Genomic DNA, 25,587 nt, shown 5'->3' on the forward strand with positions numbered 1-25,587 from the left:
ACGGACGACTGAGGAACTTTATTTAGTGCGATCGCGTCTTACGATCTCTTGGGAGGTTTTGCTAAGATGTTCTGACTGCTGTCGCCAGTGATTTTTAAGAGTGGCTGCTGCCTTGAACGGCTTTTCTACAGTGGTTTTCGACTAAATGAAATGCTGACTTACCTATTTAGCGGTAGTGAGCTGAACGCTCAAGGAAAGTTTAGCGGCTTAGAGAACCAACAGGATGATCATCCAGCTAAACTTACAAAAAAGGTTCTTTACCTCAGGCTCCAAAGCGAAACTCTCCTATCAAAATAAAACACAGCTTATTATGCAAAGAAGGGTTTATGCAGGCAGGTTTTTCTAGAGCGATGACTCGACCCGTTACTGGTCTGACTTTGCTAGTTTTTGTTGCCGTGTCTTTGCCGACTCCTGCCTTGGCGCAGTTGCCAACACTGGAGAATGCGTCTCCCGTGTCAGACACTAGCCGTTCTGGGCAACTAGAAACCGATTATATTTTAGGCGGAGGCGATCGCGTCTTTATCGATATCTTCCAAGTGCCCCAGTACAGCGGCGAGTATCAAATTCCCATTGATGGGGTACTCTACCTGCCACTGATTGGAGCAATTAGGGTCGGGGGAAGTACCCTAAACCAAGCAACCAATGCCATTTCCTCCGCCTATGGAGCTTTCCTCAAGCGCCCAATTACTACCGTCAGGTTACTCTCTCCTCGCCCTCTGAACGTGTTTGTTTCAGGAGAGGTAACTAGCCCTGGTTCCTTTACCCTCAGCTTAATCGGTGGAGCTGGGGATGATCCAGGCGTCCAGTATCCGACACTAACCCAGGCAATTACCCAAGCTGGGGGCGTCACCCTTGCTGCCGACATTAGCCAAATCCAATTAAGAAGACGCCTGCCAGGGAATGTGCCAGAACAAGTGGTTACGGTCAATCTTCAGGAATTGCTCCAGAGCGGGGCTCAAGCTCAGTCCTTAACCCTGCGTGATGGAGATACCATCTTTATTCCCAGCGCAACGACCGTTAGCTTACCAGAAACCCGCCAACTAGCGACGGTTGGTTTTGCCTCGGATATCAGTAAACCCCGGACTGTGGCGGTAGTTGGTGAAGTCAATCGTCCGGGTTCCTATATCGTTCTCGGTGTTGCCACCCAAGATAATGCCCAAACCGGAATCGCTGGAGGTTTACCTACTGTCACCTCAGCGATTCAGCAGGCAGAAGGAATTAAGCCTTTAGCAGATATTCGCCGCATCCAGTTACGACGACTCACAAAAACGGGTGGAGAACAACTGATTGATGTCAACCTCTGGGAACTATTACAGACGGGCGACATTAGTCAAGACGCTATTCTACAAGATGGTGACACGATCATTGTTCCCAAATCATCAGACATCCTACCCGCTGAAGCAACGGAACTGGCGTCCGCTCGGTTTTCCCCAACCACGATTGGGGTGAGCGTGATTGGCGAAGTGGAAAACCCGGGGATTGTGCAGCTTCCCCCGAATACTCCCTTGAATCAAGCTCTGCTGACGGCGGGGGGGTTTGACAATCCTCGCGCCCGCCGCCAAGCGGTAGATTTGGTGCGCCTTAATCCCGATGGCACGGTTTCTAAGCGCCAAATACCTGTTAACCTTGCTCAAGGAATCAACGACGAAAATAACCCAATCCTCCGTAATAACGACATAATTGTAGTCAGTCGATCCCGCACTACTGGCTTTTTAGATACATTAAATGCAGTATTTAGTCCCGCTTCTGCGGCGCTGGCGTTTTTATCGATTCCCAATCGCATTGCAGGAATTCTTGATTTATTGGGAATCATAAATCTAGACAACGACGATGATGAATAAGGGCAGGCTTTTTCTGGAGTAAGTTGAAAAAGTATGGATAGCGAACACGAGTACCAGATGTTTTCGCCAAGACAGAGCGGAAAGCCATCTTCCCCGATACCCCCCACCCAGCCAGAAGAGGGTGACGGACAGACTATAGATTTGGCTTGGCTGGGGTCAGTCATCCGCCGTCGAGCGCCCGTGATGCTGCTAGCTACCCTGACTTTGGGGGTAATTTCTGGCAGCTTACTGGTCTGGAACTCGCGTCGGACGCCTACATCCTACGAAGGGGCTTTTAAAGTTTTGGTAGAACCTGTAACTGCAGAAGGTCGCTTGGCAAAGCTATCTTTGCTGGCACAAACGGGGAACAATACAGGGGCAGGGGAAATTTCTCGGCTGGGAATTGACAGTTCAGACTTAGTTGATTATGAAACGCAAATTCGGGTACTCACCAGCCCGAAGTTGATGGCACCAGTCATCAAAGATTTGCAGGCTCAGTATCCAGAAATTAGCTACAACTCCATGATGGAGCAGCTAGTAATTAGCCGCGTCAGTTATGAAAAAGATGGGAAGCAGCAAGGGACTAAAATTTTAGAGATTCGCTACCGAGACAAAGATCCTGAAAAAGTTGACTTTGTTCTTGATAGATTAGCAAATATTTATCTTCAATACAGCTTACAGGAGCGTTTAACGAGCCTGCGCCAGGGAATTGAGTTCATTGACGACCAACTGCCGGAGTTGCAACAGCGGGTGGATGTCCTGCAAGGACAACTACAAACACTACGCCAACAGTATAGTCTCACAGTTCCGGAATTAACCGGGAAATACCTGGACGAACGGGCGGGCTATCTGGAGTCCCAACGGGTTGATATCCAAGCGGATTTGGCAGAGAGGCGGGCGGTCTACGCCAGCTTACAAGACCAGATGCAACAAGGAAATCCGACTTCAGTCTTGGCGAGGGAGTCAGGAATTCTGGAAGCGAAGACTTATGACGAGTTAATCAGACAGCTCCAGAAGATAGATACTGAAATCGCGCTGCAGTCGTCTCTGTTTTTAGAAAGTAGTCCTCCCATCCAAGATTTACGGGAAAAACAGCAAAATTTAAACAATTTACTGACTCAAGAAGCGGACAAGGTTCTCCGTTCTGTGGCGGCTAGGATTGCGGAGTTAGAGCAACGCGATCGCTTCTTGGCTGAAGCCGAACGTGAGATTAATCAACGTATCAACACCTTCCCCACAGTTTTGCGCCGCTATACCGATTTAGAACGAGATTTAGTCGTTGCAACAGACAGTCTCAAGCTATTTTTAGAAAAACGAGAAGCTTTAAAGTTAGACGCTTCCCAGCGAGAAATTCCTTGGGAACTAATTGCACCACCAGAACTCCCGCGTAATAAGCAAGGGGAATTAATTCCAGCGTCTTCAAAACAAACCAAGCGCCAATTAGCCGTCGCTGCTATTTTGAGTATGCTCTTGGGGATTGGCATTGGTTTTGTAATCGAGATTCTGCACACGGTATTCCATACGCCAGAGGAAATCAGCGCTGCGGCTCGATTGCGGCTTCTGGGGGTGATTCCGTTTGCCAAGAAACTGAAGAAACTAGAAGGCAACTCCAAAAAACGGACAGCGGAATTGGCAGTACAGGGCAACCCTTATAGCCTGGCTAGTAGCGGTACGTCTTACGAGCAAGCGGCTTTCTTAGAATCGTTCCGCTCGCTTTATACCAATATCCGCTTACTGAGTGCCAACAAACCTATTCACTCTCTGGTTGTCGGTTCAGCGATGTCTACGGACGGGAAGTCAACCGTTGCCATTCATATGGCGCTGACAGCAGCGGCAATTGGTCAACGAGTACTACTAGTAGATGGAGATCTACGTCGTCCTCAGCTACACACCCGCATGGGGTTATTGAACCAGCGAGGACTCAGTGATGTAATTACGACAGACTTGAGTTTGAATGATGCGATTCAGCGATCGCTCCTAGAAGAGAATTTGTTTGTGCTGACGGCGGGACAAAATTTTTCTGACCCGATTAAGCTCCTCTCCTCCGATAAAATGCAGTACTTGATGGAGCAATTCCAAGCCTTTTTCGACTTGGTAATTTACGATACACCACCCCTTGTAGGGCTGGCGGATGGAAACATTCTTGCTGCCAATAGCGATGGCATTGTGCTTGTTGTGGCGGTGGAAAAGACAGACCGTTCCATGCTGATGAAAGCTTTGGATGGCTTAAAAATTTCCGGGGCTTCGATTTTAGGGGTTGTTGCTAATGGTGCTAAAGGTTACACCAATAGTTCCTATATCTCCTACCATCGCCAGGAGCAAAAATCACGCAAGCGTGACGAAGACGTGGCGACGTTGTAATTCTCTTGAGTTAAAACGGGGAATATCTACCTGGGTGCATCAACAGACAGGCGATCACTGGCTCAAACTAAATAGCACCGCTACAAGGTTGTAACGGTGCCAAAAAATGAGTAAAGGCAAAAGTAGATAGTCTACCTACTTTTGCCTTTACTGTTTACTGAACTGAACTCAGTACTTTCTCTTCTGCGGTGTCAAGAGTCACTTCCGGTCTATCGGCTTCAGAAGGCGGTACGGCTTGCCAGAATTGCGGCAGGCACTTTGACCAATTTTCTAGAATCGACTTGGCTTTTTGGCTGCCAGTCCGTTGAGCATGGGCTTCAATGAGGTCTTTGAGCTGAGCCTCCCCAGCTGCGGTTGTCACCCGTTGAATTTTAATAATTTCCGGGTTCACTTTCGCCTGGAAGCTGTCGTCTTCATCCAAGAAGTAGGCGAGACCTCCGGTCATCCCAGCACCGACGTTACGACCGACGCTGCCTAAGACTACAATGACGCCACCTGTCATGTATTCACAACAGTGGTCACCCGCGCCTTCAATCACCGCTTGTGCTTTGGAGTTACGGACAGCAAAGCGCTCACCCGCACCGCCATTGGCAAACAGAATGCCGCCAGTAGCACCGTAAAGGCAGGTATTTCCCAAGATTACGTTGGTAGCCGGGTCATAGGTGATCTCTGGGAGGGGCTTAATGATGATTTCACCCCCATGCATTCCCTTACCGACGTAGTCGTTGGCTTCCCCTTCTAAGTGGAGAGTCATGCCAGGAAGATTGAAGGCTCCAAAGCTTTGACCCGCACTCCCTTTGAAGTTGAGGGTAATTTGCCCTTCAAAACCTGTATCTCCGTACTGACGTGCGATCGCACCTGCTAATCTGGCTCCCACCGAGCGGTCTGTATTCACCAGCTCAATATCTTTAGTGACCGAGCCAGACGTGCGAATCGCCTTCTGAATTTCCGGATCGTTCAGCAATTGATCATCGAGGATTGGCCCGTTGCTATGAACGTCTTGATGATTGAGCCAACTACGATCCACAGTGCTATCTGGTAGTTGTGTCAGACAATCCAGATTTAGGTGGGAGACTTTCGCCAGTTTGATATCGTCCCGGACTTTCAGTAAGTCCGCCCGACCAACAATTTCCTCCAAGGAGCGGTAGCCCAACCGTGCCAGGAGACTCCGTACTTCTTGACCTACAAAGTAGAAGAAGTTCACGACATGCTCTGGCATTCCGGTAAAGCGCTGACGCAGTTTTTCTTGCTGGGTAGCCACCCCGACTGGGCAGTTGTTGGTGTGGCAAATCCGCGCCATGATGCAGCCTTCGGCAATCATCGCAATCGAACCGAAGCCGTATTCTTCAGCCCCCATCAAGGCTGCCATGACGACATCCCATCCGGTTTTGAAGCCACCATCAGCTCGAAGCAGAACGCGATCGCGCAGTTGATTTTCCATCAACACCCGATGCACTTCGGTAACACCTAACTCCCACGGCACCCCCGCGTGCTTAATCGAGCTGAGAGGGGAGGCTCCCGTACCGCCATCATGCCCGGAAATTTGAATCACATCCGCATTTGCCTTGGCAACACCCGCCGCGATGGTGCCAATCCCGACTTCCGCTACCAGCTTCACCGACACCTTGGCAACCGGATTAATCGAGTGTAAATCAAAGATCAGCTGTGCTAGGTCTTCAATCGAGTAAATGTCGTGGTGAGGAGGCGGTGAAATCAAGGTAACTCCAGCCTTAGATCGCCGCAGCATCGCGATGTAGGGGCTGACTTTCTTACCCGGTAGCTGACCGCCTTCGCCGGGTTTAGCACCTTGAGCCATCTTAATTTCTAACTGTTTGGCACTCATCAAGTACTCTGGCGTCACACCAAAGCGGCCGGATGCCACCTGCTTAGTGGCAGATGAGGCGGTATCTCCATTCCGTAGACCTTTGAGGTGAGGCAAGGTGGGAGAGTTCCCCGCTTCATCGACATCATCGAGAACAGTAAAGCGCACAGGGTCTTCGCCACCTTCCCCAGAGTTGGATTTGCCACCGATGCGGTTCATCGCGATCGCTAGGGTTTCGTGAGCTTCCCGCGAAAGAGAACCGAGAGACATTGCCCCGGTACAGAAGCGCTTGACAATCTCTTCGACGGATTCAACTTCCTCAAGGGAAATGGAAGTGCGATCGCTCTTAAAGTCTAGTAAATCCCGCAATGCCGTTGGAGGACGTTGCTCGAATAGTTCTTGGTAGAGCTTGTAGTGGTCGTAGTTTTTCCCCTCTGCCACAGCTTTATGCAGTGCTTTTGCCACTTCTGGGCTGTTCATGTGGTACTCACCCTTCGGTTTGGCATTGATAAAGCCGTAGTTTTCCAGCTTCTTGAGCGTCAGTTCCGGGAATGCCCGTTGGTGGAAAGACATTACTTCCTGCGCCAACTCCGCCACGCTCAAGCCACCTAAGCGAGAAGCGGTTCCGGCAAACGCCAAATCCAACAAATCACCGCCAATGCCAATTGCCTCAAAAATCTGCGCCCCCTGGTAAGAAGACAGCAACGAAATCCCCATTTTCGAGAGAATCTTTAATAAGCCCGCTTCCACCGCCTTGCGGTAGTTATTTTGGGCATCTTGCACGGTCATACTCTCAATGCGGCCCCGTTCCATCAATTTTTGGGTTTTGGAGTCGTTCACCCACTGACGCACCGATTCCAACACTAGGTACGGGCAAACTGCTGAAGCACCATAACCGATCAAGCAGGCAAAGTGATGGGTACTCCAGCACTGCGCGGTGTCGGCAATAATGGATGCCTTCATCCGCAATCCTTGACGGATTAGGTGATGGTGTACTGCACCCACAGCTAGTAAGGGAGGAATGTAGCTATGACTTTCGCCAATGCCAACGCCTTGGCGATCGCTCAAAATCAGAATCTTCTTCCCGGCTCTGACCGCCTCTGCGGCTTGCTCACACAAGCTAAGCACCGCCCTCTCTAATCCCTGAGGTCCGCCTTGAATCTCAAACAATGTCGATAGGCTTGCCGTTTCAAACCCAGAAGTTTTTATTGCTTCCAGTTCAGCATCGTTCAGGACTGGTGTTTCCAGCTTCAAAAAACGGGCATACTCCGGCTTGGCTTCCAGCAGATTTCCTCGTTCGCCCAGCTGCATGCTCAGCGACATCACTAAGCTTTCCCGCAAAGGGTCAATAGGAGGGTTCGTCACCTGAGCAAAGCGCTGCTTAAAGTAGTCATACAGCAAGCGGGGCTTATCCGACAGCACCGCCAAAGGAACATCATCGCCCATGCAGAAGGTGGGTTCTTTCCCTTGGGTAGTCATCGGAGTTACGATCATCTCCACATCTTCAGCCGTGTAGCCAAAGGCAATTTGCTGGCGCAGTAAGACTGGGGTTTCTAGCTGAGGAGAATCGCTAAACGCCTGGGGTGCGATCTCCTGGCGATACTGCTGGAGCCACTGACCGTAGGGATGTTGAGTCGCAACACGCTGTTTAATTTCCCAATTTTTGAGAATTTCGTGAGATTCTAAATCTACAGCGAGGCTTTGTCCCGGCCCTAAGCGTCCTTTTTCAACAATCTCCGCTTCCGGTAAATCCACTACTCCCGCTTCTGAGGCGACAACAACATAGCCATCTTTAGTAATGCTGTAACGAGCCGGACGCAATCCATTGCGGTCTAGTGTGGCTCCGACAATCTTGCCATCGCTAAATACTAAGAGTGCCGGGCCATCCCAAGGTTCCTGAATGCCGCTGTAGTACTCGTAAAACTCAACAATTTCTGGATAGTTTTCCAACGCTGGCTGATTTTGGTACGCTTCTGGCACCATAATCATCAAGGCTTCCAGGGGGCTGCGTCCGGAGCGTACTAGCAACTCCATCACGTTATCTAGTGTCGCTGAGTCACTATTATCGGGATCGACAATCGGCTTCAGGTCATTCAATCCTTCATGGGTTTCCTCGGCAGGCTGACTTATTTCTGACTCTTGCCGTTTGATTTCTGACTCTGTAGTCGGCGTACCCCATAGCGGATGGGTTAAGTCTGCCTCTCGCGCCATCATCCAGTTAATATTGCCCAACAGCGTATTGATTTCGCCGTTGTGCCCTAACAACCGCATCGGTTGAGCCAAGGGCCACTTCGGCAGGGTATTGGTGCTAAAGCGACGATGATAGACGGCAAAGGAACTTTGGTAAGCGGGGTTTTTTAAATCGGTATAGAAGTCTCCCAGGACAACTGAGCGCACCATCCCCTTATAGACAATAGTGCGGTTGGAAAATGAGCAAATATAAAAGTCGTCCGACCATTTCAGGGAGCTTTGCGCTTCCAACGCCTTTCCAATCCGACGCCGCACCCTAAATAGTTTTCGCTCCAATTCCTCCCCGCGTAGTTCAGGAGAATTGACGATAACTTGTTCAATTTGGGGTTGATGTTCGCGAGCTTGGGAACCAATAATCGCGTCGTTTAGGGGGACTACTCGCCACCCTAAAACGTCTAAGCCTTCCATGAGAAGTATCTCTGTTGAGAGCTGACGAGCCTCAGTCGCTTTTTCTTTGTCTTTGGGCAAAAAGACCATGCCAAGTCCCAACTGCTCAGTCGGTGGCATCTCAATATTTTGTTCGTTAAACCATGGTTGGAGGACTTCCCAGGAAATGGCAGTCATCACCCCCGCACCATCACCGGAATCGCGATCGGCACTGCAACCCCCCCGGTGTTCTAAACAGCCCAGGGCAGACAACGCCTGCTCAATCAACTTATGGCTGGCTTCCCCTTTTTGAGACGCGATAAAGCCAACACCACACGCATCCCGTTCCTCTATCAACCAGCGTTGACCAGGATAGGGTTTGGTGCCTTGAGCTGAAGGATTTGACGTTTGATTGCCCTTTGTGGTTCTGTTATCCATTGGATGCTTCACGTTCTTTACTAATACAAATTTACGGATGGCAGGCTGTTAACCCTGTTGTGAAGGTACTGACCTCAAATTCTTCCACAGGATTAAGGAATTAAAAACAACTGACAGTAATGGAAAATATACTGTTATATTTGTTAGTTTGGATAGCCACTGAACTTAATAGAGGCTGATGGCAGGGAGTAGATTTATCCCTCAACCGGGCGCAAGTTTTTGGAGAACTCTACGGTTCTGTTCAGCTCGGGTATTTTAAAACGTAACTTCAGCAATTCCCAAACCGACGTGATAGGCGATAATCACTGATGGTGTTTTTAAGAAAACTTTTGAAACCTTATCTTTCAGATACCAGCATTCTGCTAGTTTGACAGACTAGCAATATTATAGGAAATGCTCCACTGGAGCAATCCCTGGTAGTTTCAAGGTTGCCACGGCAACTTCTCCTGATCACAAGTTTTCTCTATGGTTCTGGCATCTACTCCTCTAATCCCAGCTAGGAGATGGCAGTTTTTGAGTATTTGAACTATGAGGGACGAACTTACCCTCAGGAGTAAGGTCTTAATGACTCTGGGAACACCGTGCTGATTTGGTGGGTCTTCGGTGGACAGAGCAGATAGTTAGTGGCTCCTAGTATTTATTATGAAACTGAAACCGACAAACAGAAGCAAATAAAGTCATTGTTTCTTGATAGTTCGACTCAACAAGAATTTTTAAAGACCAAATCTTTGCAAAAGAGGCTGCTGGATGAGCAGGAGAACAATACCAAAGAAGCCGAGGAACTGGGGGTTTAGCCAGGGGAAAGCGTCTGAATACATGAGTGTCTTCTGGCTACCCTCAGTAGTGACGTCATCACTTTGCTTATCGCTGTTTCAGGGGGGAGATGCCCCCACACAATTATTAGATACAGGGAAGGCATTGTTAGGACAATTGCCCCCTGTGACTAAAACCGCTTCAGGTCAGGCGTATCTAGTAAATCGGTTAGAAAATCTAGAGCAATCCGGGTTAGCCCAAGCTAGTGGGCGATCGCCTATTACTAGTGATACCCCCACTGAACCGAGAGCAACAAGCCCAACCCCTGCCCTACGACAAGGAACCCGCATCTCTTTAAATGGTCGCACCCTGACGGCAGCCTGGAAGCAATGGCAGCCCCCTGGAGCCGCCTCCCGCACCGGAATTAGTGACGCGGGGTTGGTTCAAGCACTGGGAATGGAACTGTTGAGCAATCAGGAATTAAGCCGACAGCCCGTGCACTGGTTTTCCGACCCCACTAGTACTCCTTTGATCCTAGCAACTGACAATGGTGGCACTTACCGCTATCTAGATATCACGGATTTTGCCAAAAAGGCGGGTTTGCAACTCCAAGTCAGTGGCGATACGCTCCAGATATCCTCTACTCCTGCACAGGTGGCAAACATCCGCAAGGGTAAGCAAGCCTGGGGAGAGCGTATCGTTGTGGACTTAGACCGTCCGACTCCCTGGCAGGTGAGCGGTGATCTCCGCACTACCGCCCTGATCACCCTTGATGCAGCTAGCGATCCCCTACTGATCCAACGCTTCACTCCTCCCCCTCCTAATCCCTTGCAGGGCATCTTGGACAAATTGCCCTTTCCTTTGCCTGACGATGACTCCGAGCGCCAAGCTGATCAGTCGCCGCTAGTCGTAGAAAGTACTCAAAACCAAACTACAATTCGCGTGCCTATTCCTGAAGGGATGCAGCTACAAATCTCATCATTACCTAATCCCCATCGCTTAGTCATCGATTTGCGACCAGATGCTATGCCTGAGCGAGAAATTCTCTGGGCACCGGGGCTGCGTTGGCGTCAACAGTATGTAACCTTAGGAACTGAACGCTTCCCGGTTGTTTGGTTAGAAGCAAATCCCCGGTCTGCGAATATGCAATTTAGACCGATCTGGGGTAATCCTCAGAGTATGGTCGGAACAGCTCCCTTAATTCAGACCGCTCCCTTGTGGCAATCGGCAGCAGCGATTAACGTCGGCTTTTTCAATCGTAACAATCAGCTCCCCTTGGGAGCAATTCGCCGTGACGGTCGTTGGTTGTCTGGCCCAATTCTGGATCGAGCCGCGATCGCCTGGAATGAGCGCGGTCAATTTAAAATTGGACGTCTCAGTCTTCAGGAAGTATTAGTCACCACCACCGGAGAGCAACTGCCCGTTTTATTTCTCAATAGCGGCTATGTCAAGGCGGGAATTTCTCGCTACACCCGCGAATGGGGAGCCACCTACACGCCCCTAGTGGACAATGAAATTCTGTTAGTTGTTCAGAACGACCGGATCACGGAGCACTTAGTTGCCGGAACAGCGGGCGAGGGAGCCTTCGCGATCCCTACAAATGGCTACCTGCTTGCGCTCCGCTCTAGCCCAATGGTGGTGGCTTCCCTAGCCGTGGGGACACCTGTCCGCCTCATGAGTGCGACAGCGCCAACTGAGTTTGGGGCTTATCCCCACATTCTTGGTGCAGGACCGCTCTTGGTACAAAATCGGCAAATTGTTTTGGATGCGACAGCCGAGCAATTTAGCGAGGCGTTTGCCGGACAATTTGCCTCTCGCAGCGCGATCGCCACTACAGCATCGGGTACTGTGTTGATTGCCGCTATCCACAATCGAGTTGGCGGACGAGGCCCAAATTTACAGGAAACAGCGCAATTAATGCAGAAACTCGGAGCTGTTGACGCCCTCAACCTAGATGGTGGTAGTTCCACGTCTCTTTATTTAGGAGGTCAATTACTTGATCGTGCTCCTAGCACGGCAGCTCGTGTTCACAACGGGCTAGGGATTTTCCTCCAGCCCCGTTAAGAAAAGGAGTCCCCAGTCTAGTTAAAGCTCCTTTAAAGCCAGCTCGACTTCCATAAAGACTTGATGTAAATTCGTCAAATAACGAGCTAAATACTGACAACAATTAGATATTGTTTGTTATGTTTGGCTTGGGTTACACAATTTCATCCTCAACCGACACACCTTGAACTCGACTCGAACAGTCATTAACTGTTAGTTTTTGTAGCCATTATTTAGGAGAAAAATTCATGGCTCAGTCGCCAGAAGTTGCTCAAGTTTCCACTCTTCCTCTACCAACATCCATCTCTTCACTGGGCGTCGCCGCCACAGAAATGCGCCCTTGGGGATCTTTTACGATTTTAGAAGAGGGACGGGGCTACAAAATTAAGCGAATTGAAGTTAAACCCGGTCATCGCCTCAGCCTGCAAATGCATCACCATCGCAGCGAGCATTGGATTGTCGTCTCTGGAACAGCTAAGGTGTCTTGTGGTGACCAGGAACTCGTCCTCAGCAGTAATGAATCAACCTATGTTCCTCAATGCACCACGCACCGCCTAGAAAATCCTGGTGTTATTTCCCTGGTGTTAATCGAGGTTCAAAACGGAGAATATCTAGGTGAAGACGATATTGTGCGTTTTCAAGATGATTATGCTCGAAACCAGCCTCAGGCAAAGTAAATAAACAATATACGGAAATTTACATTTCGCTGTGTGTAGCACTCCCTTGCTGGGGTGCTTTTTTGTGGGTAGCTAGTGTTGCCGATAAGATAGCATTGGCAAAAGGATTATGTTTCAAAACTAACCGTCATGATTCAGCTCAGTAAAGCGGCGGCGAGTGAAATCAAGCGTCTGCAAATGCACCGGCGGCAATCACAGGCAAAATTACGCCTAAGTGTCCGAGCTGGCGGTTGTGCTGACTTTTATTACACAATTGATTTTGACGCAGCCACCATAAGTCAGGGCGATCGCGTTTATGATTGTCATCAGATTCAGGTTGTCGTTGATTCCCAAAGTCTTAACTATCTCACTGGGCTGACGCTTGATTACTCAGAAGACCTCATGGGCGGTGGCTTCCGCTTCCACAACCCTAATGTTGTAGAAAGCTGTGGTTGTGGGAACTCCTTCCGGGTTAGTGGATAAACCCGACACATAAGATGTATCTTAGGGACTTTACCTTCGTGCCTAAGCTAGAAGTTGACACTAGCCCTGTCATGTTGGTATAGTTAGAATTTGTCAACAATTTTAGAAGTTTTAAAGGGAGCTGTACACGCTGTAACTCATGCCCACTATTCAGCAGCTCATTAGTAGCGAACGTAGCAAAGCCAAAAAGAAAACCAAATCACCAGCGTTGAAGCAATGTCCTCAACGCCGAGGAGTTTGCACCAGAGTGTATACAACAACGCCGAAAAAGCCGAACTCAGCGTTGCGGAAAGTAGCAAGGGTGCGTTTGACTTCTGGTTTTGAAGTCACTGCCTACATTCCTGGTATTGGCCATAACTTGCAAGAACACTCTGTCGTGATGATTCGTGGCGGTCGGGTCAAAGACTTGCCAGGAGTGCGTTATCACATTATTCGGGGAACCCTTGATACAGCCGGAGTCAAAGATCGGCGTCAGGCGCGTTCTAAGTACGGGACAAAACGTCCTAAATAATCCTGATGCCTGCTGCTAGTCAGTCAGGCATTGAAATTGTCCAAAAAATTTTCTAAGCTGATAAGTTGCGTTTCCTTAAGCAATTCCTGACCCTTGTAAAGGGGGAACTGGTACAGGAAGCGTTTTTGGCTGAGAATGCTCCATTAGAATTGAGTAATTTGGCAAATACACTCAAAAGCAGCCGCTATTATCTTAGTGTCTTGATCTTTTTGTGTGTAGTCTGTGAATCATTAGTTGTTAGTGTCTTTGTTTTGTAGGATCGATTATGTCTCGTCGCACAGTTGTTAAAAGACGCCCCGTTCCCCCAGACCCGGTTTACAACAGCCGCTTGGTTAGCATGATGGTGCGGCGAATTATGCGTCATGGGAAAAAATCTGTAGCTCTCCGGATTGTCTACGATGCCTTGAAAACAATCGAGGAACGGACGGGTGGCGATGCTCTAGAAACGTTTGAGAAAGCAGTTCGTAATGTGACGCCTTTGGTTGAGGTCAAAGCGCGACGCGTTGGTGGTGCGACCTATCAAGTCCCAATGGAAGTTAGAACCGATCGCGGCACAACCTTAGCAATGCGCTGGTTGATTAGATTCTCCCGCGAACGTCCAGGACGGACAATGGCAAACCGCTTGGCAAACGAACTTATGGATGCTGCTAACGAGACAGGGAACGCGATTCGTAAGCGCGAAGAAACTCACCGTATGGCAGATGCCAACAAAGCCTTTGCCCACTATCGGTACTAAGTTTTGTTTTCTCAAGCCTTGCTTACTAGTAGGCTTGTGTCCATAAACCGCGAAAAATTTAAAGAAAGTATAGAATTGTAAACAGAGCGACGTCTAACGTTTTTAGACGATGGCAGCACAAGAAAGGAGGTAGCTGTGGCACGTACCATCCCGCTAGAGAAAGTACGCAATATAGGTATTGCAGCCCACATTGATGCGGGTAAAACAACGACAACTGAACGAATCCTGTTTTATTCAGGAATGGTTCATAAAATCGGCGAAGTTCACGAAGGAACCGCCGTAACCGATTGGATGGAGCAAGAGCGGGAGCGGGGGATCACCATCACTGCTGCTGCAATCACCACAAGCTGGAAAGATCACCGGGTCAACATTATCGATACACCAGGTCACGTAGACTTCACAATTGAAGTTGAGCGTTCGATGCGGGTATTGGATGGTGTGATTGCCGTGTTCTGTTCAGTAGGGGGTGTGCAGCCTCAATCTGAAACGGTCTGGCGACAAGCTGATCGGTACAAAGTGCCTCGCATCGCCTTTATCAACAAGATGGATCGAACGGGCGCAAACTTTTTCAAAGTTTACGAGCAACTCCGTGATCGTCTACGTGCTAATGCTGTACCAATCCAGATTCCTATTGGCAGTGAAACTGAGTTTCGAGGCATTGTTGACTTGGTGCGGATGCGAGCCAAGATGTATCACAATGATTTGGGAACAGAGATTGAGGAGACAGAGATTCCTGAAGACATCCTGGAACTGGCTCAAGAGTATCGTGCCCACTTAATTGAGGCTGTAGCCGAAACTGACGAAGCCCTGCTTGAAAAGTTTGCTCTAGAAGAAGAATTCACCGAAGAGGAAATTCGCTCAGCTCTACATAAGGGCACGGTTAAAGGCGCTATCGTACCCGTTTTGTGCGGTTCAGCCTTTAAAAACAAAGGCGTTCAGATGTTGCTAGACGCCGTAGTTGATTATCTACCCTCTCCCCTGGAAGTGCCGCCGATTAAGGGAATCTTACCCGATGAAACAGAAGCGTTACGGCAGGCTGACGATGAAGCACCGTTAGCGGCCCTGGCTTTCAAAATCATGGCAGACCCCTACGGGCGTTTGACTTTCCTACGGGTTTATTCGGGCGTGCTGCAAAAAGGTAGTTATGTCTACAACGCCACAAAACAAACCAAGGAACGCATCTCACGTCTGATTGTTCTCAAATCCAATGAGCGAATTGAGGTAGACGAGCTGCGATCGGGTGACTTAGGTGCTGCCATTGGTTTGAAAGATACCATCACAGGAGACACCATTTGTGATGAAGCCAATCCGATCATTTTGGAATCTCTCTTCATCCCTGAACCGGTGATCTCTGTGGCGGTGGAACCAAAAACCAAGCAGGATATGGAGAAGCTGTCAAAAGCCCTTCAATCCCTGTCTGATGAAGACCCCACCTTCCGCGTCAGCATTGATTCAGAAACCAATCAAACAGTGATTGCGGGTATGGGTGAGCTGCACCTAGAAATTCTCGTTGACCGGATGCTGCGAGAATTTAAGGTAGAAGCTAATGTCGGTGCACCACAGGTTGCCTACCGCGAAACCGTTCGCAAGACGGTCTCGGCAGAAGGCAAGTTTATTCGCCAAAGTGGTGGTAAGGGTCAATACGGTCACGTTGTGATTGAGTTGAAGCCAGGGGAAGCCGGTAGCGGTTTTGAATTTGTCTCTAAAATCGTTGGCGGTTCTATCCCGAAAGAGTTCATTTCTCCTGCTGAGCAGGGAATGAAAGAAGCCTGTGAGTCCGGGATTCTAGCGGGATATCCTCTTATTGATGTCAAAGCGACATTACTCGATGGGTCTTACCACGATGTAGACTCTTCAGAAATGGCTTTTAAGATCGCTGGATCAATGGCAATTCGGAATGCTGTACTGAAGGCTTCTCCGGTACTATTAGAGCCAATGATGAAGGTTGAGGTTGAAGTGCCTGAAGACTTCCTGGGAGATGTCATGGGTGACCTCAACTCCCGCCGGGGTCAAATTGAAGGCATGGGATCTGAAGAGGGTATTGCCAAAGTCACTGCGAAAGTTCCACTAGCAGAGATGTTTGGCTATGCTACAGATATCCGGTCTAAGACTCAAGGTCGGGGTATCTTCTCGATGGAATTTAGCCAATACGAGGAGGTACCTCGTAACGTGGCTGAAGCCATCATCGCTAAGAGCAAAGGGAACGCATAAATAGGAAAAGGAAGACGTAATTCATGGCACGCGCAAAGTTTGAAAGAAATAAACCTCACGTCAACATTGGTACGATCGGTCACGTAGACCATGGTAAAACGACCCTGACTGCTGCCATCACCATGTCTCTAGCAGCAATGGGACGGGCAAAAGCCAGAAAGTATGCCGATATTGACGCAGCACCTGAGGAAAAAGCTCGGGGAATCACGATCAATACGGCTCACGTGGAGTACGAAACGGAAGATCGTCACTACGCCCACGTAGACTGCCCCGGACATGCTGACTATGTGAAGAACATGATCACCGGTGCAGCTCAGATGGACGGAGCAATCCTCGTCGTATCTGCCGCTGATGGTCCAATGCCCCAAACCAAGGAGCACATCCTCTTGGCTCGGCAGGTTGGTGTTCCTAACATCGTTGTCTTCCTAAACAAGCAAGACATGGTGGATGACGAAGAACTGCTAGAGCTTGTGGAACTGGAAGTCCGCGAACTGCTGAACGACTACGACTTCGATGGCGACAGCATTCCCATCGTTGCTGGATCAGCTTTGCAGGCAGTAGAAGCGATGACCGCCAGCCCCACCCTCAAAAGAGGCGAAAACGAGTGGGTAGATAAGATCTACAAACTCATGGAAGAGGTAGACGCTTACATCCCAACCCCAGAGCGTGATATCGATAAGCCTTTCCTGATGGCAGTAGAAGATGTATTCTCAATCACGGGTCGGGGTACAGTTGCCACGGGTCGGATCGAGCGGGGTAAGGTCAAAGTTGGTGAGACCGTCGAACTAGTTGGCATCAGAGATACACGCAGCACAACGGTGACGGGCGTGGAAATGTTCCAGAAGATCCTGGATGAAGGGATGGCTGGTGACAACGTTGGGGTGCTGCTTCGGGGTATCCAAAAAGCTGACATTGAGCGCGGCATGGTTATTGCCAAACCGGGCTCCATTACCCCTCATACTCAATTTGAGTCTGAGGTGTACGTCCTGAAGAAAGAAGAAGGTGGGCGTCACACTCCCTTCTTCTCCGGATACCGCCCTCAATTCTACGTTCGCACCACGGATGTTACTGGTACTATCAGTGCATTTACCTCGGATGACGGCACGCTCGCCGAAATGGTGATGCCGGGCGATCGCATCAAAATGACAGTAGAACTAATTAGCCCTATTGCCATTGAACAAGGAATGCGCTTCGCTATCCGTGAGGGTGGTCGTACCATCGGTGCGGGTGTTGTTTCCAAAATTCTGAAGTAGTGTTCTAGTTGATTAAACAGGAGCAGAGAGGCAAAAGCTTTTCTGCTCCTGGTTTTGTCTGTGACTTTCTAAAAAGAAGCTATGTAGGAGCAAATAGGTTGCTGCTCCTTTTTTTGAGCTTCGATATACCGTTCAGTACAAATTTTGCAATCTCTCTCTTGAACCTGGAAAACTAAAAAAATGGCCACGATTCAGCAGCAAAAAATTCGGATTCGTCTCAAAGCTTTCGATCGGCGACTACTTGATACCTCTTGTGAAAAAATTGTTGATACTGCCAACCGCACAAACGCTACGGCGATTGGTCCTATTCCTCTACCAACCCGACGTCGCATCTACTGTTTGTTGAGATCGCCTCACGTGGACAAGGATGCTCGGGAACACTTTGAAACCCGTACCCACCGCCGGATTATCGATATTTACCAGCCTTCTTCTAAAACAATTGATGCTCTGATGAAGCTGGATTTGCCTGCGGGTGTTGATATCGAAGTCAAACTGTAAGGCTCAAAGCTATAAAATCCACCAGGATGCCAGGGTTGACAAAAAAAGCTTTCCTGGCATTACAACATGGCGATCGCCAAAAGAATGTCTCCTCACCTCCTAATTCTTGAGTGCTGAGGAGTTTTTACTTGATGGCTAAACTCAGTCTCTATTGCCGGAGTCCGCCTATTCTCCTTATAGAAATCCGCTACAGTAGGTAATAAGCGCAGTTACCGTTCTTTACCCTCCAATGGCATCTTCTTCCTCAATTGCTGTGAGAGAACTTCCCTTATTTCCACTCCCTGATGTGGTTCTCTTTCCTGGACGCCCTCTCCCCTTACACATTTTTGAGTTTCGCTACCGAATCATGATGAACACGATTCTGGAGAGCGATCGCCGTTTTGGGGTGCTGATGTTCGATCCGATTCAAGGTCAACCTGCCTCTGTTGGCTGTTGCGCGGAAATTATTCACTTCCAGCGCCTACCTGACGACCGCATGAAAGTTTTGACCTTGGGTCAGCAACGGTTTCGCGTGCTGGAATACGTGCGTGAAAAGCCCTACCGCGTCGGACTAGTTGAGTGGATCGAAGACAAGCCGCCAGAGAAAGATTTGCGGACAATGGCACACGGTGTTGAACAACTCCTCCGTGATGTGGTGCGACTTTCTGCCAAGCTGACTGACCAAAAAATTGAATTACCAGAAGACCTACCCAGTTTGCCGATTGAGTTATCTTACTGGGTGGCTAGCAATCTCTACGGTGTCGCGGCAGAACAACAAGCACTGCTGGAAATGCAGGATACAGCGGCTCGTTTGGAGCGGGAAGCAGAAATTCTTACTTCAACCCGCAATCATTTAGCCGCCCGCACCGTTCTTAAGGATGCCTTTGACTAACGTAATGTCTTAAAACTTGTCAGTTTGCTGAATGCCAGACTGTAGCGGATTCAACTCAAGTGGACTGTAAGCATAAAACTATCTTTCTCTATACGGATCGCCTCCTAGGTTTTGGAAACAAGGGGCGAATTAATCGGTAACACATTGTAGCTACCAAAAATTTTCAGGACTTCCGTATAGGGTACTAACTCAGCCAGTGCTGCCTGTACTGAGGCTTGGCTGGCATCAGCTTCCAAATCCATAAAGAACAGGTACTCACCCAGCGATCGCTTCGTCGGACGAGATTCAATACGATTAAGATTAATTTCCCGACTTGCAAAGATTTGTAGCGGTTTAACCAACGCTCCAGGAACATTGGCAGGGACGCTAAAAGCAAGGGAAGTGTGACTACCACCCGTAGAAGGTTGCTTCCCTAGCACCCAAAACCTAGTGCAGTTATCAGGATAGTCATTAATCGCCAATGCTAGGATTGGCAGGTTGTAAAGCATTGCGGCTCGTTCCGAGGCGATCGCCCCAGCAGTTAAGTCTCGATCTAAATACTGCAGCGCTTCTGTCGTCGAGTTAGTCGGCACCAATTGTATATTCTTAAGAAACTTCTCTAACCATCCCTGACATTGAGCCAGAGCCTGGGGATGGGAATAAACCGTCTGGATCTTGTCTAAATCGGTAGCTCGTGACAGTAAAGTGTGAGTAACGGGCAGAACTAGTGCTTGTTGAATGTGTAGCCGATCCAATTGCCACAAACAATCCAACGTCACGGCAACACTGCCTTCAATCGAGTTTTCCACGGGCACCACAGCCAGATGAGCCTCGCCTTGAGCCACAGAGCGTAATGTTTGGGCAATGCTGGGGCAAGGACACAGCAACGCCTCGCGATCGCTATTTTCAGCCATCCAGGTGGCGTAGGCTAATGCTGCGGCTTCTGTATAAGTGCCAGGGGGCCCCAGATATGCAATTGATACTGACATAAATCACCCGCCCTTTATTCAACCATTTTTAACCGTTGGGAGCGACAAGGTGTTATGTTTGCCCCTAACTACCTGTTTTAACAGAGGTAGCTACTCGCTGGGGGAGCTGAACTCATTCACTAACTACCGTTTGTGAGTGTTGAGCAATAACAGGCTGGATCACAAGACATACCTCACCCAGTCAGAATCAACCAGATTCAGTCTACTTCAACTTGTGACTTGGGAAAGAGCCGTTGTTTTTGTTAAAGTTTGTCGAATTAGTGTAAAGATATATTAAAGAGGATTTAAGCTGAGAATAGCCCTCAACTTCTGTGAACCTAGTAGAGCTTACCCTGTTCCCAGAGCTAACTGAAGAAAAGTTTTGATTTCCTTGAAAATCGTTTGAGTTCCGAGGTTTTAGGTCAGTTATCAGGCAAATGTTTTCATCATTAGTGGTGGAGTTTCTGTGTTTGGGGATAGGCTGGTCAACCTGCTCAAAGCTAAAGTCACTTGAACTATCTGCTCAAGTTCTTAAAAAATCTAAATTAATAAGCCAGAAACGTGTAAATAATCGTTTCTATTTTTTCTTTATGAATACCGAGTTCTTTGCTTCCCAATCTGTAGAAATTGAGGTTCCTGAGCAACCCGTGCCAATCCAGCATTACTTGCGCCAACCTCAACGTCTAGTACGAGCGATCGCCGAAGAAAGCCAGATGGAGCAGCTCGCTCAGGATCGCTTTCGCCTAAAAATGCGCCCACTGGACTTTCTGTCGCTAAACATTCAGCCAATCGCCGAGCTAAAAGTTTGGGCAGATGCTGATGGTACTGTCCACCTCACCTCTGTGGGTTGTAAAATTCAAGGCTTTGACTACATCAATGAACGCTTTACCCTTGATTTGCAAGGGAAACTTTATCCCTACCAAAGTAACGGCGTTACTCAGCTGAGAGGACGAGCAAATTTGAGTGTGAGTGTTGACATACCCCTACCTTTTTCCCTCACTCCCAAACCGATTATAGAAACGACAGGTAATGGCTTACTGAAGAGCGTTTTGCTAAGAATTAAGCAGAAATTGCTGCATCAGCTCCTGTCAGATTATCGTCAGTGGGCAAGCAGCGATGTACAAGCCCAACAGACACAGACTCAGATGTCTCCAGCCGACAATCCCACGATTTAAGTCACTGGAGTCAGGGAGAGGTCTTCCACTCCCCTCTCGCCGGAACTCCTTCAACGTGCAGTTTAGTTTTTCCCTACCCGACAGGGACTGAAAGTCATCCTGTGTAAGCGGGAGGGCCCAGATTTTTGCAGCGCGAGGCGATGTCGCTCCGTGCCATATCCTTTGTTATTAACCAAGTCATAATCAGGATATTTGGTAGCCAAACGCACAATCAATTCATCGCGCCATACCTTGGCAACAACACTGGCGGCAGCAATAATTGGCGATCGCTGATCGCCTTTAATCATTGTTCGTTGGAGTATCGCTAAATCGGGTAAGGACTGCTTCCCATCCACCAAACAAAGGCTTGGCTGCACCTTTAGCTTCAAAACAGCCCGTTTCATCGCTAAGAGTGAAGCCTGCAAAATATTGATCGTGTCTATTTCACCCGAAGTGGCATAACCAATTGCCCAGTCGATGGCTAAAGATTGGATACAGGTTGCTAATCGTAGGCGTTGCCGATGAGACAGTTGTTTACTATCTTTGACTCCTGCCGCAGAAATTTGTGGCAGGGCAGACGGGGGTAAAATTACGGCTGCTGCCACAACGGGACCAAATAAAGCACCGCGCCCAACTTCATCGATTCCCACAACAAGTCCAGAAGCATAGGTAAACTCAGGCAACTCACAAAAATCTAGTGGCTGCTTTTTTGCCTGAGTCATTTTGATTGCTATTTGTTCTTGCTGTGCCGCTCTAGTCTCGGTGCTTTCTTGGCTTCCCACTTTACTAACTAATGTTGATCAATCTTCCGCATCCGTCGTTTCCGTTGCTGAAGAGCGGCGGCGGCGACGGCGAACCACAGGAGGGTTGTTATCGGATTCATCCTGAGAGTTGGATTCACCCTGAATTGAATCTGTTGATAGTTCTGGAGTTGGTGCTGTAGTTGCTGCACTTACTAATACCGCCTCAGCGTCTTCTGGCTGCTCTGAGAAGGACAAAGCATCAGACGACAATTCAGTAGAAGTAGAAGTATTGTTTTCTGTCTTGGGTGAAGTTGCTTCTCCGGGAAGGACTACTGAGAGAATTATCGATTTAGGATTTTTGATTTCTCGATCGAGCTTCACTAGAGGAGAAATGCCCATCAAAGCATAAACATCCTGCTCTTCAGAAGTCATTTCCACTGAAATCACTTCCGGTGGTTCGCTCATCTGTTCAGACTTGACGAGTTGCGGTTTAGTGCGTTCGTTGCGCTCTACTCGTTCTACTCGTTCTACTCGTTCTACTGGTACTACTCGCTCTACTGGTACTACGGCTTCTTCGTCATTGACTGTCTGTTCTGACTTGAGCTGAGGGGCAGAAACTGGACGGGGGGTTTCTTTGGTATTGATTTCTTCCTTCGACGTTACTTCATCCAGCCGACGATGACTGCGGCGGCGGCGACGATTGGTATTACCATTTGCCCGCTCTTGATAGCTAGGGTGATTGACAAGGTCAGCGTCTTCTAAGTCGTTGAAGGCATTAAAGTCGAAGCTTTCATCTTCAGCTTCAACAGGCAATTGTTCCTTTAACAAACTGGGGAGGGGTGTAGGCTCTACAACCTCCCGAACCAGGCGCTCTGACTCACCGGGAAGACATACCAAATGACCCAACCCGCTGCAGGTGGGGCAAGTTTGACCAAACAACTCGTAGAGATTTTGTCCTTGGCGTTTGCGAGTGAGTTCGACTAAACCAAGTTCTGAAAGTTGAGCAATCTGTGGTCGAGATTTATCTCCCTTGAGGGCTTTATTGAAATGCTCCAGTACCTGCAACTGATCCCGTCGCGCGTCCATGTCAATGAAATCGACGATGATTACACCGGCTAGGTTACGCAGACGTAACTGGCGGGCAATTTCTGTGGCTGCTTCACAGTTTGTCCAGAGGACGGTTTCTCGGGCAGTGGCGGAACGTGTAAAGGAGCCAGAGTTAACGTCAATGACAGTCAAAGCTTCCGTCGGCTCAATGATGATGTAGCCGCCAGACGGTAGATCGACTCTCGGTTTTAGGGCTTCTCGAATCGCAGCGTTGACGCGGAAGTAATCAAGAATTGGCAGGCGATCGCGGTGATGATCGATCAATACACCTTCCGGTGAACGACCGCCACTCCAGCTCATTAGATGTTGCTTCACTCGCTTCAACCCGGTGTGGGAGTCTACCACGATGCGATTGACATCCGCCGTGTACATGTCTCGGAGAACACGCTGAATAAAATCATCGTCGCGGTTGAGCAGGGATGGCGCTCTAGTGGAGTTAGCTTCTTGCTGAATCACTTCCCACTGCTTTTGCAGTGACTCCAAATCTTCGATGATTGCTTCTTCGGCTCTGCCTTCGGCTTCTGTACGTACCAGTAAACCCATGCCAGCAGGCTTGAGCAGAATCGCTAGTGCCCTGAGACGATTGCGCTCATTCTCGTTCTTAATCCGCCGTGACAGATTAACCCCCCGTCCGTAGGGCATCAGCACCAGATAACGACCGGGTAAACTAACATTGCCCGTGAGCCGAGGACCTTTATTTCCTGTCGGCTCTTTCATAATTTGGACTAACACTTTTTGCTGAGGGGTCAGCAGTTCCGTGATGGCACCCGCACTCCGTTTGAGCCGCAAAGGCCCTAAATCGGTAACATGAATAAATCCGTTACGCTCGGAATCTCCAATGTTTACGAACGCCGCATCTATCCCAGGTAAAACATTTTCTACAATACCGAGGTAGATATCACTAACTTGGTGGCTACCAGTGGCGACAACCAGTTCTTGAATTTGATCTTCCCAAAAAACGGCTGCGAGCCGATGTTGCTCCGCGATAATTATTTGCTTTGGCATTCAATTTCCTCAAAACTTGGCAGGAGGTGTAGGTATCTGTGCCGCTTACCTCTCACTTCTGCACCGAATCAATAAATTTATCAGCGAAAACCCCTTGCTCTACATCAACAAGAGAACTTACTAGTGACCCAGTTGGAACTGAAAACCTATCCAAACAGTAAAAACCGGGTTGTATGTCTTGTTAAGCCGAAGAAAGTAAAGCATCGGGTGAGATTCTTTGCACTTCGTTCACCATGACATAGATGAGATTTTTCGGATAGGTTCTTAATGCAACTGACACTGCATACGAAGGATCAACACTGCCCTGATGCAATTAGTAACCAATGGCATACCCTTTGACAAAGGGTAGGGGTTGGATGCTTGTAAAGCTTGGGTAGAAAGTCTAAAAGAGGGCAGTTACGTTTGGCTCCAGACTCTTTCACAGATGTAGCAAGCCGAGGTCGCCTCAATTCGCAACCGCTCCTATTGAGATGTATTATATCGTGCTGTCTCCCAGATGCCACTCAACTTGTAGGGGGAGTTGCTATGGGGCTGTCTGGGAGTTGCGTCATTTTCAGCAGCTTGGTTAATAGGGCAGAGGAGCGCTGATCAGGAATTCTTGGCTTTTCCTAGCCTAGCAACAAGGAGCAGTTATTAATCAGGTTGAAGAGCATCGCCCAAGGCGATCGCGTTGGGGTCAAAACAATGAAGTCACTGAGTCAGGATAGATTTCAGCCTTCAGCCTTTGCTCTAAGGCAAAAAAAAGGGATGAGGTGACTCATCCCTAGGTACAGGTTAATTAAAACTGACGGTAGCTGCTATCAGCTAATCCCTCAGACAATTACAACACAGGAACGTATTGCTCCTTTTCAGGAACATTGGTGTATTCAGAAACAATTTGGCGGAACTCTTCACCGTCAATGGTTTCCTTCTCAATCAACAGATCGACCAACCGATCGATCGCGGTGCGATTTTCCCGGATAATTCGTCGTGCATCTTGGTGGCAATGTTCAACAATTACGTGCACTTGACCGTCAATCCGAGCCGCAATTTCTTCAGAATACTCAGCTCTCGACATCGCCGCGCCGCCCAGGAAGACTTCTCCTGATTGGCTTTCCAAGGACATTGGGCCTAAGTCACTCATCCCAAAGCGCGTCACCATTTGCCGAGCCATTGAGGTCACTTGTTGTAGGTCGCCACCTGCACCCGTGGTGACTTCGGAGTAACCAAAAATTTCTTCTTCTGCCGCTCGACCTCCCAAGGCTCCCGTGATGCGAGCTTTGAGTTGACCTCTGGTGATCAAACCTTGCTCTTCGTTAGGAGTAAACCAAGTCAGACCTTGTGCTTGTCCGCGTGGGATAAGGGTGACTTTTTGTACAGGGTCGTGGTCTTTGACCAGCGTACCAATGATCGCGTGTCCGACTTCGTGATAAGCAATTAAGCGCTTGCTCTTGCTATCTACCAAGGGAGTACCTTCCATCCCCGCCACCACACGGTCAACCGCGTCGTTGACTTCCATCATCGTAATCGCCTCCTTGCGACGACGCGCCGTCAGGATGGCCGCTTCGTTGAGGAGGTTA

At 48.9% G+C, this 25,587-nt stretch carries 16 protein-coding genes and 1 pseudogene; 12 read left to right on the forward strand and 5 right to left on the reverse strand.

Annotation, left to right across the window (positions count from 1 at the left end; translation table 11 throughout):
- Positions 1-326: 326 nt before the first annotated feature.
- The gene (locus AC5JR3_RS16560; protein WP_495847652.1) at positions 327-1,841 is read left to right on the forward strand and encodes an SLBB domain-containing protein; all 1,515 of its coding nucleotides are present in this window, start codon (positions 327-329) and stop codon (positions 1,839-1,841) included.
- Positions 1,842-1,874: 33 nt separating this feature from the next.
- Positions 1,875-4,181 (forward strand): GumC family protein, encoded by a 2,307-nt coding sequence (locus AC5JR3_RS16565; protein WP_495847653.1) that lies wholly within the window; start codon positions 1,875-1,877, stop codon positions 4,179-4,181.
- A gap of 154 nt (positions 4,182-4,335) precedes the next feature.
- Here AC5JR3_RS16565 and gltB read toward each other — a convergent pair whose 3' ends face one another.
- On the reverse strand, positions 4,336-9,057 hold the full coding sequence (gene gltB / locus AC5JR3_RS16570) for a glutamate synthase large subunit (protein WP_495847654.1): 4,722 nt from the start codon (positions 9,055-9,057) through the stop codon (positions 4,336-4,338).
- Positions 9,058-9,804: 747 nt separating this feature from the next.
- Between gltB and AC5JR3_RS16575 the strand changes: the two genes are divergently transcribed.
- The 9 genes from AC5JR3_RS16575 to AC5JR3_RS16615 all read left to right on the forward strand — a co-directional run bounded on the left by AC5JR3_RS16575 (position 9,805) and on the right by AC5JR3_RS16615 (position 19,072).
- Positions 9,805-11,874 carry a phosphodiester glycosidase family protein gene (locus AC5JR3_RS16575; RefSeq protein ID WP_495847655.1) on the forward strand — a complete coding sequence of 690 codons (2,070 nt, stop codon included), beginning with the start codon at positions 9,805-9,807 and terminating at the stop codon, positions 11,872-11,874.
- Between the two features lie 227 nt (positions 11,875-12,101).
- Positions 12,102-12,530, forward strand: a complete 429-nt coding sequence (locus tag AC5JR3_RS16580) for a phosphomannose isomerase type II C-terminal cupin domain (protein ID WP_495847656.1) — start codon at positions 12,102-12,104, stop codon at positions 12,528-12,530.
- Between the two features lie 129 nt (positions 12,531-12,659).
- On the forward strand, positions 12,660-12,992 hold the full coding sequence (locus tag AC5JR3_RS16585) for a HesB/IscA family protein (protein ID WP_495847657.1): 333 nt from the start codon (positions 12,660-12,662) through the stop codon (positions 12,990-12,992).
- Positions 12,993-13,131: 139 nt separating this feature from the next.
- Positions 13,132-13,503 (forward strand): 30S ribosomal protein S12, encoded by a 372-nt coding sequence (rpsL, locus tag AC5JR3_RS16590; protein ID WP_495847658.1) that lies wholly within the window; start codon positions 13,132-13,134, stop codon positions 13,501-13,503.
- 265 nt (positions 13,504-13,768) lie between these two features.
- A complete protein-coding gene (gene rpsG / locus AC5JR3_RS16595) occupies positions 13,769-14,239 on the forward strand; it encodes a 30S ribosomal protein S7 (RefSeq protein ID WP_495847659.1) in 471 nt (156 codons plus the stop codon).
- Between the two features lie 135 nt (positions 14,240-14,374).
- Positions 14,375-16,450: an elongation factor G gene (fusA, locus tag AC5JR3_RS16600; protein ID WP_495847660.1), complete on the forward strand. Its 2,076-nt coding sequence runs from the start codon at positions 14,375-14,377 to the stop codon at positions 16,448-16,450.
- A gap of 23 nt (positions 16,451-16,473) precedes the next feature.
- Positions 16,474-17,703 (forward strand): elongation factor Tu, encoded by a 1,230-nt coding sequence (gene tuf / locus AC5JR3_RS16605; RefSeq protein ID WP_495847661.1) that lies wholly within the window; start codon positions 16,474-16,476, stop codon positions 17,701-17,703.
- A 180-nt stretch (positions 17,704-17,883) separates the two neighbouring features.
- Positions 17,884-18,201 carry a 30S ribosomal protein S10 gene (gene rpsJ, locus AC5JR3_RS16610; RefSeq protein ID WP_495847662.1) on the forward strand — a complete coding sequence of 106 codons (318 nt, stop codon included), beginning with the start codon at positions 17,884-17,886 and terminating at the stop codon, positions 18,199-18,201.
- 229 nt (positions 18,202-18,430) lie between these two features.
- Positions 18,431-19,072, forward strand: coding sequence for an LON peptidase substrate-binding domain-containing protein (locus AC5JR3_RS16615; protein WP_495847663.1), 642 nt, complete (start codon positions 18,431-18,433; stop codon positions 19,070-19,072).
- Between the two features lie 104 nt (positions 19,073-19,176).
- Here AC5JR3_RS16615 and pheA read toward each other — a convergent pair whose 3' ends face one another.
- Positions 19,177-20,040, reverse strand: coding sequence for a prephenate dehydratase (pheA, locus tag AC5JR3_RS16620; protein WP_495847664.1), 864 nt, complete (start codon positions 20,038-20,040; stop codon positions 19,177-19,179).
- Positions 20,041-20,609: 569 nt separating this feature from the next.
- Between pheA and AC5JR3_RS16625 the strand changes: the two genes are divergently transcribed.
- Positions 20,610-21,194: a DUF1997 domain-containing protein gene (locus AC5JR3_RS16625; protein WP_495847665.1), complete on the forward strand. Its 585-nt coding sequence runs from the start codon at positions 20,610-20,612 to the stop codon at positions 21,192-21,194.
- Positions 21,195-21,256: 62 nt separating this feature from the next.
- Here the strand turns inward: AC5JR3_RS16625 and AC5JR3_RS16630 are convergent, their stop codons facing one another.
- The 3 genes and pseudogenes from AC5JR3_RS16630 to ftsH2 form a co-directional block, all read right to left on the reverse strand.
- Positions 21,257-21,895: a ribonuclease HII gene (locus AC5JR3_RS16630; RefSeq protein WP_495847666.1), complete on the reverse strand. Its 639-nt coding sequence runs from the start codon at positions 21,893-21,895 to the stop codon at positions 21,257-21,259.
- 78 nt (positions 21,896-21,973) lie between these two features.
- Positions 21,974-24,028 carry a ribonuclease E gene (rne, locus tag AC5JR3_RS16635; protein ID WP_495847667.1) on the reverse strand — a complete coding sequence of 685 codons (2,055 nt, stop codon included), beginning with the start codon at positions 24,026-24,028 and terminating at the stop codon, positions 21,974-21,976.
- Between the two features lie 820 nt (positions 24,029-24,848).
- Positions 24,849-25,587 (reverse strand): annotated as a pseudogene (gene ftsH2, locus AC5JR3_RS16640) (ATP-dependent zinc metalloprotease FtsH2); the annotation flags it as partial.

The sequence above is a fragment of the Kastovskya adunca genome (assembly GCF_059505785.1).